The 12,039-nt window shown below is 61.1% G+C and carries 8 protein-coding genes; all 8 read right to left on the bottom strand.

Going from position 1 to position 12,039, the window contains the following annotated elements; all coding sequences use genetic code 11:
• Positions 1 to 97 precede the first annotated feature (97 nt).
• Positions 98 to 418: a thioredoxin gene (gene trxA, locus AQUI_RS0107480; RefSeq protein WP_027256960.1), complete on the bottom strand. Its 321-nt coding sequence runs from the start codon at positions 416 to 418 to the stop codon at positions 98 to 100.
• Positions 419 to 480: 62 nt separating this feature from the next.
• Positions 481 to 3,834, bottom strand: a complete 3,354-nt coding sequence (addA, locus tag AQUI_RS0107475) for a double-strand break repair helicase AddA (RefSeq protein WP_027256959.1) — start codon at positions 3,832 to 3,834, stop codon at positions 481 to 483.
• Entirely contained in the window at positions 3,831 to 6,764 is a 2,934-nt protein-coding gene (gene addB / locus AQUI_RS0107470) for a double-strand break repair protein AddB (protein ID WP_027256958.1), read from the bottom strand. The genes addA and addB overlap by 4 nt, the downstream gene beginning before the upstream one ends.
• Complete coding sequence (locus AQUI_RS0107465) at positions 6,754 to 7,446, bottom strand: nucleotidyltransferase family protein (RefSeq protein WP_245596885.1); 693 nt, start codon at positions 7,444 to 7,446, stop codon at positions 6,754 to 6,756. The genes addB and AQUI_RS0107465 overlap by 11 nt, the downstream gene beginning before the upstream one ends.
• Positions 7,446 to 8,444 (bottom strand): aminoglycoside phosphotransferase family protein, encoded by a 999-nt coding sequence (locus AQUI_RS0107460; protein WP_027256956.1) that lies wholly within the window; start codon positions 8,442 to 8,444, stop codon positions 7,446 to 7,448. Before AQUI_RS0107460 ends, AQUI_RS0107465 begins: the two co-directional genes overlap by 1 nt.
• Positions 8,441 to 8,917, bottom strand: a complete 477-nt coding sequence (tsaE, locus tag AQUI_RS0107455; protein ID WP_027256955.1) for a tRNA (adenosine(37)-N6)-threonylcarbamoyltransferase complex ATPase subunit type 1 TsaE — start codon at positions 8,915 to 8,917, stop codon at positions 8,441 to 8,443. Before tsaE ends, AQUI_RS0107460 begins: the two co-directional genes overlap by 4 nt.
• Before the next feature lie 49 nt (positions 8,918 to 8,966).
• Complete coding sequence (locus AQUI_RS0107450) at positions 8,967 to 10,514, bottom strand: PAS-domain containing protein (RefSeq protein WP_027256954.1); 1,548 nt, start codon at positions 10,512 to 10,514, stop codon at positions 8,967 to 8,969.
• 89 nt (positions 10,515 to 10,603) lie between these two features.
• Positions 10,604 to 11,998, bottom strand: coding sequence for a sensor histidine kinase RegB (gene regB, locus AQUI_RS0107445; protein ID WP_027256953.1), 1,395 nt, complete (start codon positions 11,996 to 11,998; stop codon positions 10,604 to 10,606).
• Between the last annotated feature and the right edge of the window lie 41 nt (positions 11,999 to 12,039).

Below are 12,039 nucleotides of genomic sequence, written 5' to 3'. Positions count from 1 at the left end.
CCAGTTTACCGTCCGCAGATACGCCAGCGCTTGCGTGCAAAAGAAAAGGGTTGTCCCTGCGGGGACAACCCTATGAAATCCGCAAAAGGGAACAGGATCAGATCGAGTCTTCGATCCAGCTTTGCAGCGCGGCTTTGGGAGCGGCGCCAGCACGGTTCGAAACTACTTGCCCATCCTTGAAGATAAACAGCGCCGGAATACCGCGCACGCCCATGGCGGCGGCCGAATTCGGGTTGTTGTCGACATCGACCTTGGCAATTTTCACCTTGCCGCCGAATTCCGCGGCCAGCTCTTCCAGAGCCGGGCCGATCTGCTTACAGGGACCGCACCACTCAGCCCAGAAATCCACCACAACGGGGATATCGGAGTTCTTGACTTCGGCGTCAAATGTGGCGTCGGTGACGGCTACGGTGGACATATGCATGTCTCCATGAGTGTGTGGCAACTGGAGTCGGAACCTAGGTACGGCTTAACCGATCGTCAAGGTTCCATCCGCCGCAGAAGCGCGCCTGTCACAAGCTCGTGCGGTAGCTGCATTAGGGTTGCATTGCAGGTCCAAAGCAACGCGGTTTCAATGGCGCGATCCGGATAAATCTGTGCAAGCGCATGGGCATAGGCGCCCATCTGCCGCAGCAGGCCTTCGGGGCATTTTTCAGGCGTTGCAGGTACAGTTGCGTTGGATTTGAAATCCACTGCCAGGACTTTTTCCGGGGTTACGATCAGCCTGTCGATAACTCCATGCAGGCGCGAACCATGCAAATCTGCGGTAATAGGCACCTCGGCCAGAGTGTCCGGCTTAAAAATATGACACAAATCAGCGTTTTTGAGAACGGCTGAGGCTTCGGCCAGAAGATCGGCGCTGTCTTCTGCACCTTGCAGAAGGTTTTGCGCGAGCTTTGGCCAATTCCCCTCGGATCGGCCGGGCAGGTGTTCCAGCAGCAGGTGCAGCCTGCTGCCGCGGACTTTGGCGGTCTCCTCTTCCAAGCCCTGATCCCCCGGCAAGGCCTTGGCCCCGCCCAAATCTGAAGGGCTGAGCGCTGGAGTTGGTGCTGCATAAGGTCTGGCCAGCCGGGTAAAGACTTCCGGCAAGGCGTGTTTCTCAACGTCCTGGGCAGGCTTTTCAATGAGCGGCAGCCCGTTCCAATCACCGTGTTGCAGACGTAATCCGGTGCCGCCCTCGTCTTCAAACTCCACCGCTCCGCCATCCCGCAAAGCACGTTCCGTCATACGGTACCAGCTGTCGTTCTGCTCACCGACGTCGCCGGCTGCGGCGACAATCAGCCATTTTTCTGCCCGAGTTAGAGCCACATACAATAGGCGCAACCGTTCATTTTGAAGTTTTTCCTGGGCGGCTTCACGGGCGGTCAGCATAGTGGCTGGCATCTGGTCCTTGGGCAGCTTCCACACCGGGGTGCTGCCGGCCAGCATGATTTCCGCATCGCGCGGCGCTTGGCGTTTGGCAGTATCCGGCAGAATCACAATCGGCGCTTCCAGGCCTTTGGAGCCATGCACCGACATCACCCGGATCATATTGCCGGCTGCCCCCATTTGGCGTTTGATTTCCAGATCGTCGGTCTGCATCCAGACCAAGAACCCGGTGAGACTGGGCACATCGGTGCGTTCATAAGCCAGGGCCTGCGAAAGCAGCGCATTGATGCCGTCCTCGGCTTCCGGCCCCAGCCGGCCCAGCAGTTTCTGGCGGCCGCTGTGGCGTGTCAGGATCCGTTCGATCAGATCATAGGGGCGCAGGAAATCCGCATTGGCGCGCAGGTCATTCAGCACCGCCATGGATTCAGGAAACTCCTCTGCCCGCTCACGCAGCGCCGGCCAGAGATACATTGCCTCACGCCGGTGGGCGAGGTCGAACAGCGCTTGTTCATTCCAGCCGAACAGCGGCGACTTCAGTGCTTCCGCCAGTGACAAAGAGTCCTCTGGCAGAGCCAGGAACCGCAACAGTGCAGCGATGTCCTTTACCGCCAGTTCCGCACCTACTTTCAACCGGTCAGCGCCGGCAATGGGCAGTTCGGCCTTCTTGCAGGCACGGATGATCTCAGAGAACAAATCAGACCGGCGCTGCACCAGAATCAGGAAATCACCTGCCTGAACCGGCCTTCGTTGGAAGGTGCCGCGTTCAGCGCCGTCCTCAGGGATTGTGACGCCGGTGCCGATCATCTGCTTGATCGACTGGGCGATGCGTTCCGCCAAGATCACTGTGTGATGGCGGCTGCTGGGCCGGTCAACGGGACTGGTCCAGTCAGGATCCTCGTCGTCCTCGACCTTTCCGACCACCGGCCAAAGGTCCACTCGGCCCGGCAGGTCGGACTTGAAGGCCCGATGCAGCGCTTCCTTGCGAAACCCTGCACGCGGGCTGTCCCGGAACACCAGATCCACCAGCTTCAGAATCGCAGCAGAAGAGCGGAAAGAGAAATCGAGCGAGGCATCCTGCAGCCCTGCCCCTGTTTCCGCCAGCCGGTGCCCGAATTCCTGTTGCATCCGGTCAAAGGCATCCGGATCGGCGCCTTGGAAAGAATAGATCGACTGCTTCTTGTCGCCGACTACAAAGATCGTGCGCTCAACATCCGAGCGCGCACCCACGCCGGCAGTGAATTCCTGCGCCAGCTTTTCAATCACGTCCCACTGCACCGGGCTGGTGTCCTGCGCCTCGTCCACCAGGATATGGTCGATTCCACCGTCCAACCGGTACAGTACCCAGGCCGCGACACCCGGATCGTTCAGCAATTGCCGCGCCTTCAGGATCAGGTCGTCAAAGTCGAGCCAGCCGCGCAGCTGTTTGCGGTGCTCATACTCCGGCAGGAAGGCGGCGGCAAAGCGATGCAGATCATGGCTCTTGCGAGCGGCAGACAAGGCCAGGCGTTTGGTGCGGGCATCTTCGATGCGCAGCATTAGCGGTTCCAGTTGGTCCATTAGCGAGAGATGCGATTCGCGTAGCTTTTTGGTTGGAAACTTACCGACTTTGGCAGTGAACGGCTCTTTGGCGCTGGCGCCGGTGAGGAAGATACTTTCCAGCGTGCTCAAGTCGGCAAGTGCCGGCTTGGCTAGGCCAGTCAGCTTTGCAGCTGCCTTTTGATCGGTCGCACCGCCCTGCCCCAGCATCTGGCGAGTGCGTTGCAGAAGTTCCTCCTCGCCGCCTAAATACACCAGGGTTTCCAGCGCGGATTCGTCAAAACCTTCAGGCAGCTCAAACAGCTCCAGCAGCCCGTCCCAGTCTAGCGGCTGGCCGAAATCGGCGCGGCGCTGGCAGATGGAGGAAGTCAGGGTTTCAAAATCGCTGTCGCTGACATGGCGCGCCAGGGAGTCGACCAGCGGGGCATCGGACCCTCGGGCGAAATCCTCCATGATTTCCGCACGCAGCAGCTGGCCTGCGCGGTCGTCCATCTCTGAAAATTGCGGGCTGACGCCGGCCTCCAGCGGGAAGCGGCGCAGAAGCGAGGCGCAGAAGGAGTGGATGGTCTGGATTTTCAACCCGCCTGGCGTCTCAATCGCGCGGGCAAACAGGGTGCGGGCCTGGGCCAGATCCTCAGCGCCGGTGTTGACCTCGCCCAGCTCCGTCAAGGCGGCGATCAGCGCCGGATCTGCCAGCATTGCCCATTCGCCCAGCCGTTTGAACAGCCGGTTCTGCATCTCGCTGGCGGCGGCCTTGGTGTAGGTCAGGCACAGAATGTGCTGCGGCTGCACACCCTTCAGCAAGAGCCGCGCCACCCGGTCGGTCAGAACTTTGGTCTTGCCGGATCCAGCATTGGCCGCCAGCCAGGTAGAGGCATCAGGACGTGCGGCGCGGAACTGCGCCTCGGAGGCAGCGTCGCGGATGGTCATGACAGATTCTCCGGGTGGGGCGTGGCGCTGCGGTCCCATTCGCCGTAACGCGCAAGGTGGTCGTAGTCGCCGGCAAAGTCGTCGCGATACACCATACGGCGGCTCGAATAGCCTTGTTCAGGCTCGAAATAGGCACTGATCAGAGTGTGCAGCTCGTCCCACACCTTGGCCGGCGGTTCTTCTTCCAGCGGTGCACGCACTTCCTTCATGCTGGATCCAAGCCCGATGAAAAGGGCGCGGGCAACTTCTGCCGGGCCAAGGTCGTCAAAGGCGCCCTGCTCGGCCATGGCGGCTTCGATCAGCAATTGCTTTTCAAACTTCTTCTGTTGCGATTCCGAGGGCGGCGCGCCGGTTTTGTAATCATAAAGATGCAGAAACCCGTGGTCGTCCATGTCGATCCGGTCGGCGCGGCAGGCGATGGTGAAATCCAGAGGGTCCAGCCGGGTGCTGCCTTTGGCCTCAAAGGCCACCGGTTTTGCACGTTCCTGGCGTTCCCGTTCAGCCAGCACAAAGTCTCCGGCGATCTTACGGATGCGGCTGTGCCACAGGATGCGCGCAACTGGCCAGGGGACGTGGCTTTCCAGCAGCTGGCGGGTTTTGTCGATCAGGTGACCGGCAGTCAGCAGGGAAGGATCCGCTTGGGCTTCCTTGATGAACTGCTCAAACACCTCATGCACCACAATGCCGCGCAGCAAGGCGTCTGGCTCTTGCACCAGCGGGTTCAGAGGCTTCAGCCGCAGAATATGCTTGGCGTAAATTGCATAAGGGTCGCGGATCAAGCGGGGGATTTCCGTGATGGTGAGCCGGCGCGGGCGGGCGGCAACCGGTGGCCGCGGAGACGGACGCGGCACTTGCGGGGTGGATGTTGGCTCCTCCAATACCTCTGCCTGGCCGAGCCACTTGCGGCCTTTCGTTCGCATGGTTTCCAGCGCATCCCGGCCGCCCTGATCCGGCAGTCCAGACAAGAGATTGGTCAGCCGGTTCAGCCAGCGCGAGGGCACCGTGTCTGCTTCCTCAGAGCGCTCGGCGCGAGTCAGCCATACTTCGGGTGCAGCGATGGCCTGTTGAAAGTCATGCGCTGACAGACCGATTCGGCGCTCTGGCAACAGCAGCCCTGCCTGGTTGCGCAGTTGCCGGTTCAGCCAGGGATCGGGGCTGGCGGCCTCTGGCCAGCTGCCCTCGTTAAGGCCGCCAAGAATCACCAGATCGGCGCCCTGCACCCGCGCCTCCAGCGTGCCCCAGATCATGATTGAGCCATAGGGCGCATCGCGGTCGCGGACCTCGCCCTGGCTCAGCAGCGCACCCAGCAGATCGGCAAAATCGCGGGCGGACATGTCGCCGCCATAGGGGGCTTCGGCTTCCAGGTTTTCAATGCAAGAGCGTGCGGCTTGACCAGCCTTCTTGTCCCACAGCGTACTGGTGCCGTCTGATCTGCTGCCGGCAGCGATGTATTCAGCGCGGTCACGCAGACGCCTGACCCAATCGGCCAAGGGAAGGGTGCCTGCGACTTCCTGATCTGCGAAACAGGCGCTGAGCCAGGACGTCCAGCCTGGGGTCAGATTGCGTCCCTCTTCAAATCCGGAAAATGCTGCGGCATCGGGGAAAGGCGGGCCGTTTCGGCGCAGGGACAGCTCAAGCTCGCGGGTTTGGCGCAGGTGATTGCCACGATCTGCGCCATCGTGGGTCAGCGGGTGCTTCAGCAGTGTCAGAAGGCTGTCGCATGCCAGCGGTTTGCAGAACAGCCCAGTCACATGGCGCAGGAAACGGCCCGGAGGCGATAGCTGCAGGGGCTGGCCGGCAGAATCGTCAGGAAGGATATCCCAGCGGTCCAGCGCTGCCGAGACCTGGCGGGTCAGCATCCGGTCCGGCGTAATGAGCGCGGCGGTTTGCCCGTCTTCCGCTGCTTGGCGCAGTCGCAGAGCGATGGCGAGGGCTTCGGCGCGGGGGTTGGCGGCCTCAATCAGGGAAACGTTATCTGTGGCGGGTTTCAGACCTGACAGTTTTGGGCCTTCGCTCATCCATGCATCGGTCACTGGGGCTGGACGCAAGGCAAGAGAAACCAGCTTGTTGCGCTCAGAAGAGACTGGCGGTGTCTCCGTCCAGCGTTGCACGTCTCCTGGTGAAAGCTCCAAGTCTTTCAATAATTTGTGGAACCGGTACTGTGGATGATCCTCCGAAATCATCGGATCATCCAGCCTGTCCCAAACATGATCCGGCTGGTTAAAGTCGAAGCCGGGAAGGACCACTGCGCCTTGCGGCAGCCGGGAGATGGCCTGCATCAGCATAAGCGTAGTCCCGCGCGAGCCGGTGGAGCCGGCAAGGATCACTGGATGCGCCGGCGGATTCTCCTGCCATTGCCCGATCAGGTTCAGCACCGCCTGCCGCTGCCGCGCCTGGGCATCCATCGCACCTTCATGCAGGCCGGTGAACTCATCGGCGATTCCGATAAAGGCCTGCGCCCGTGCCCAGTGACCGGACATGTCGGAGACATCCAGATCGCGGATCACATCAGTACTGACGCCTTCGCCCTGCATCTCGTCAATCAGCGCGGCAAGACTATCGGACAAGTCATAGAGCGACGCCCTGGAGGCCAGGTCGGGCTGCGCATCCAATAGCTTTGCGATCAACTGAGACAGTTCCAGCCGCCGCCGCAGCGGCGGCAAAGCCGGCGGCAGCCCGTCCAGTGTGGCACGCTGTGCCAGATCAGTCAGCAGCAGCATGCGCGGCAGCAGCAGGGCAGGTCCATTGTCAAACAAGGTGCGGACACGCCGCGCCATACGGGAGGTGTTGACGATCAGTTCAACCCTCGCCAATGCCTCGGGCGGTTGGTCTTGGCTGCGGATGCGCAGTCCGTCGGTCAGTGCATGCGGGAAGTCGACACCGCAGGGCAGGGCAAAGACGCGCGGTTTTGCGGAAGGTTCAAACATCATCTGCGGCTATCAGATCCTCGGCCAGTGTGATCCCCTCTGGATAGCCCACATCGCACCAGCGGCCAGGATATTCCAGGGCAAACAACCGGCCTTGTGCGGTCATCTGGTTCCACAGGACATTCAGAGAGAACACCTGCTCCTCAATCTGATGAAGATCCTGTGTTTTCAGGATCTGAACCCCGCCATAGACTAACTTCCCGCCGCGGCTGATGCGGCCGTCGGCATCCGCCGCGAAATCCCCACCGCCGGTGCGGCCCACTGCACGTTCCAGCGGCACACAGACCAGAAGTGCGTCCATGCGGTCGGGGTCCCAAGCTTGCAGGGCCAAATGCAATGGGTTCGGGCCCTTCCATATGGCGTCGGTATTCATGGTGAAAACCGGCCCGTCCTCCAACAGCGGCAAAGCCTGGCGCAGACCGCCGCCGGTGTCGAGAATTTCGGGGGATTCGAGACTGATGAGCACATTTTCATGCTCTAATAAGGTCTTTAGCGGCTCCGGCTTGTAATGCAAGTTTGCCACTATCCGGGCTGGCCGGACGGCTTGGGCGAGCTCCAGCGCATGGGCGATCAGTGGCCGTCCTGAGACTTCGATCATCGGTTTCGGCTTGTCGCGGGTCAGCTCCCGCATCCGGGTTCCAAACCCCGCGGCAAACAGCATAACGGCATCAGGAGAGCGCTGCATCAGGGCCTCAGCTTGTCCAGATTGTCCGGGGTTGGGGGCGGCAGGCTTTCACGCAACAGATTCGCAACCGTAGCCAGCGCAGGATGCTCCAGCCCGCGAATGAAATGGCTCCACACCCGCGGGATCAAGTCCACGTAATGGGGCTTGCCGTATTCCTGGCTAAGCCGGGAAAAGACGCCGAGGATACGCAGGTTTCGCTGCACGCCCAACACGTTATAGGCGGTGCGGAAACCGGACTCATCCACTCCGGCGGCAGAGATGTAGCGATCAATCATCTGCATTTCGATGGCAGCCGGCACGTCGCGGCGGGCATCCTGCAGCAGCGACACCAGATCATATGCGCAGTGGCCGGCGCGGGCGTCCTGGAAGTCCAGCAGACCTACTCGCGCCACCCCGTTGCGGCCCGGCAGCCACAGCAGGTTTTCGGCGTGGTAGTCACGCTGAACCAGAACAGGATCGCCTTTGACGGATTCACGCAGGATGTCTTCGAAGTGATCCTCGAACCTGGATTGCAAGTCAGGATCATGGCCGCCGAGGATGCCGTCGCGGTATTTCAGCAGCGCCAGACCGGCCATTTCTGCCATCATTCGCGAGCCATATGGTTCCAGATCCGGCATCGGTGCTTGGTGCAAGGAAACCAGCGCATCGGTGGCTGCCTTATAGAGCTCCATTTCCAGCGCCGGTTTCTGAAGAACGACGCGGGCAAAAAGATCATCGCCCAGGTCTTCCAGCAGCAAAAAGCCATTCTCAACGTCCTGTGCCAGGATCTCCGGGGCGCTGAGACCTTGGGCACGCAGGTATTCGGCAATGCGGATAAAAGGGCAGACATCTTCGCCCTTTTCCGGCGGCGCGTCCATTAGCACAACGGTCTTACCATTGTCAGCCGTCAGCCGTTCGTAGCGCCGGTTCGAAGCGTCGCCGGCCAGCGGTCCCCGTTGCCAGTCGCCAAATGGCGTGGCCGAGAGAAATGTTTCGCACAGTGTGTTGCGGTCAGTCATGCGCAGATGCGCTCCATCAGGGGCCGCCATTTCGCATCGCTCCAGCTGAGCGTCAGATGGCGGCGGTCTTCGTGTTCCGGGTCCAGCGCCAGCGTGAGGCGCAGGGCATGGGGCGGCGTCAGCTCAGCCAGCCGGTCGGGCCATTCCACCAGGCAGATGGCGGTCTCAAAAGCTTCAGTCAGTCCCAGCTCCTCCATCTCGTCCAGGGAGGACAGCCGGTAGAGGTCGGTGTGCCACAGCTCGCCGGCGGGCACGTCATAGGTCTGCACCAGTGTGAAGGTGGGCGAAGGGACGTCTTCTGGTACCTCCATCAGCGACTGGATCAAGTGGCGGGCGAAATGGGTCTTGCCGGCGCCGATTACCCCTTCCAGCAACAGGCAATCGCCGGGGCACAGGGCCCCGGCGATTTGTGCGGCCAAACGGGCCGTATCATCCGGTGAGTTCAGCGTGCAGGACGCGGTATCCGTGGTCATGGCGCTAGAATGGCGCCGCCGCCGGTCTGCTGCAAGCCGGTTTCCGGGCTCAGCCCTGACTGATAGCGGGGAAGCGCTGCTGGCCTTCCGGCAGGGTGACAGTTTCCGGTGCGCGGAAGCTGACCATTGTGGCACCGTTCTGGATTGCGGAGACCTTGCAGATCATGCGCGTGCCGTCGCGCAGCTGGACATTCGACCACCAGGCCTCGCGCCCTTCGCCGCCGGCGACAAAGTCGCGGATCTCACCCCAAACCGGGGTCGGCGCGCAGGTGTCCTGCCAGATCCGGCTGGCGTCCATGATTGACACTTTGGCAAAGCTCGCTTCCGGGTCCATCGACCAGAGGCTGCCATATGCACTGTTGGAAAAGGTCATGCTGCCATCGCTGGCGAAGACCGCAATCGCCTCGTCCATCTGGTCCATGATCGACTGACCCATCTCCAGCTCGGAGCGGAACTGGCGGGTGAGGGTGACCTCGGCTGTGATATCTTCGAACAGGAAGGCAATGGCGCCATCCGGATGCGGCCGGCCCGAAACCTTGTAGACGGACCCCGACGGCAGCGACCATGTTTCCTGGTACCGGCCTTCGGCAGCGGCCTCCAAGAGGTCAGCCATCTGGTGGCGCCAACTGGAGTAACTTTTCGGTTCCGGCATCATCCGCTGGTCGCGCAGCCGGTCGAAGAAAGTCAGCAGATTGGGACGCGAGCTGAGGAAGTTGGCGGGCAGGGCAGTGAGGTCTATCAGCACCGGGTTGAACAGCACCAGCTGGCGGTTGCGGTCAAAAATCGCAAGGCCGATCGACAGCTGTGCAAACGTCTTGGCCAGAGTCTGCACGAAATTGCGCTGGGCAACCTCGGCGTCGACTACGGCATTCACATCCACCGCGTGGCACAGCCAGCCGGCTTCGGTTTCTGTGGTGGAAACGTTGTACCACAGTTTTTTGTTGCTTTCCGGCAGCGGGATGTAGATCCGCTCCGGCTTGCCGCTGGTCATCGGGTCGTGGAGGTCAGTGAACAGAGGCTCGGCAAAGTCGGCATTGCGGCCGCGGATCTTCTGGCTGAGGTCGTCATAGGCGAGGTTGGACCAGGTGACGTTGCCCTCCTCCGACTGCAGCCAGACCGGGTAGGGCGCCTGATGCACGGCAGCGCGCAGGGTGGTCAGCTCCTGATCCAGGGATTTGTTCTGTTCCTCCAAGGTGCTGCGGCGCAGCTGGACGCGGGTGACCCCGTCGATCCATTCGCAATGCGCCTCGCGGCTTTCGGCGGATGCAGTGCCGGAAAGCACGAGCGGGCCGACATCTTTGAGGAAGCCCGGCGATTGCGGCAGGCCCGGGTAGCTGCGGGCCAGTTGGTCGCGCAGCATGCCCCAGTCAAAGTTTTCCGCCTGGTCGCCAATGAATTTGCGCGCGCCCGAAGACCAGCCGATCAGGCTGTTTTCGTCAAACAGGAACACCGCATCAGTACGGCCGTCGCCGGCCAGCAGATCAGTTTCCATGCCATTGCGGCGCGGATTAGGCGACAGCCACCAGACCGCCGCAGCCGCTGTTGCAGCACAAAGCACTGCCAGTACAAACCATTCGATCGAAGCGAAGTCCTGCATGTCGTCCTGCCCAGTTCAGCTCTCGTTTACCCGCATGGTTCCCTAATAATGGTTAAATGAAGTTTAATTGGTTGCCCAAAAGTGAATAGTTAAATTTCTAAAGGTATATTTTTCCCAATGACAGGGCCGCCGTCTGCCATGGCGTCGATTTTTTTGCGCGGCCAGGCTACTTCGACGATGGCGCCGCGCCGTTCGCGGTAGGGGCTGAGAGTCTGGAAAGGGTCTGCGCCATTGGCGAACCTTACCTGTGCGCCAGTGCGCTGCAGCAGCGTTTTAGCAATGAACAGACCCAGCCCCATGCCTTCATACTCAGGCCGCTGCTTCAGCTCGTTTTCGCCCCGTCGGCGGCGCACAAACGGATCGCCAATGCGGCCCAGCAGATGCGGCGGAAACCCCTGGCCATCGTCGCAGATCCGCAGGATGATCCGGTCGTTGTTCCACGCAGCATCGATCCAAACAGTGGAGCGGGAGAAATCCACTGCATTCTGCACCAGATTGCGCAATCCATGAATGATCTCGGGCTTACGCATCACCGTCGGCTGCTGGAAATCACCTCCCTCCAGCGGCTCCTCATGGTAGATGACGGATTTGCCGCGGTTCATGTGCGGTTCTGCCGCTTCGGTCACCAGGGTTGAAATTGGTGCCTGACGCAAATGCAAATCGTCATTTCCGGCCCGGCCCATGCCGCGCAGGATGTCGCGGCATCGGTCGGCCTGTTCACGGATCAGCGCCGCATCTTCGCGCAGGTCAGGGCGGTCGTCCAGTTCCTCGATCAGTTCTGCACTGGCGAGTTTTATGGTGGCCAGCGGAGTGCCCAGCTCATGCGCCGCCGCCGCCACCACGCCGCCCAGGTCGGTCAGCTTTTGCTCGCGCGACAATGCCAGCTGGGTGGCGCTGAGCGCATCCGACATCGAGCGCATTTCATTGCTGACCCGGAAGGAATAGGCGCCGATGAACAGGATGGCGATAACGATGGCGATCCAATTGCCGAAGATGAACACGTCGGGGATACGCAGGATGAAACCCTGCTCAGTGCGCAGCGGCAGGTGGAATTCCGCCATCAGGGTGACCAGAATGACGGCGGTGGCACCTATGGTCAGGGTGGAACGCAGTCCCATAACAGCGGCGGAAATGGTCACTGGCCCCAGCACCAGCAAGGCAAAGGGATTGTTCAGCCCGCCAGTCAGATACACCAGGAAGGCCAGCTGCAGCAGATCGAACAGCACCATCAGGAAGTTCTCAAATTCGGTCAGGCGCTTGTTTTCCGGGAAGGCGAAAATGGCGATAAGATTGCCTGCGGCTGAAATGCCAATAGCCAGATAGCACAGGCCCAGCTCCAACTGCAGGTTAAAACGGTGCTGCGCCACGGCAATGGCGGCGATTTGTCCGGCAATGGCCACCCAGCGCAGCAGGATCAGGGTCCGCAGGCGGATCCAGTGGCTGTGTTCCTGGCCGCTCATCAGTTTGAAGATGCGATCGCTCATTAGGTCTGTTGCTCCCGCAGATGTGACGCCGTGCGCCAGTT

The organism is Leisingera aquimarina DSM 24565 (assembly GCF_000473165.1).
Lineage (GTDB): Bacteria > Pseudomonadota > Alphaproteobacteria > Rhodobacterales > Rhodobacteraceae > Leisingera > Leisingera aquimarina.
Note: the sequence above shows the minus strand (reverse complement) of the source record. Positions and strands in the feature narration are given on the sequence as shown.

Coding starts and splice junctions, on each gene's coding strand:
- trxA (WP_027256960.1), bottom strand. CDS start 418: ATGTCCACCGTAGCCGTCACCGACGCCACATTTGACGCCGAAGTCAAG.
- addA (WP_027256959.1), bottom strand. CDS start 3,834: ATGACCATCCGCGACGCTGCCTCCGAGGCGCAGTTCCGCGCCGCACGT.
- addB (WP_027256958.1), bottom strand. CDS start 6,764: ATGATGTTTGAACCTTCCGCAAAACCGCGCGTCTTTGCCCTGCCCTGC.
- AQUI_RS0107465 (WP_245596885.1), bottom strand. CDS start 7,446: ATGCAGCGCTCTCCTGATGCCGTTATGCTGTTTGCCGCGGGGTTTGGA.
- AQUI_RS0107460 (WP_027256956.1), bottom strand. CDS start 8,444: ATGACTGACCGCAACACACTGTGCGAAACATTTCTCTCGGCCACGCCA.
- tsaE (WP_027256955.1), bottom strand. CDS start 8,917: ATGACCACGGATACCGCGTCCTGCACGCTGAACTCACCGGATGATACG.
- AQUI_RS0107450 (WP_027256954.1), bottom strand. CDS start 10,514: ATGCAGGACTTCGCTTCGATCGAATGGTTTGTACTGGCAGTGCTTTGT.
- regB (WP_027256953.1), bottom strand. CDS start 11,998: ATGAGCGATCGCATCTTCAAACTGATGAGCGGCCAGGAACACAGCCAC.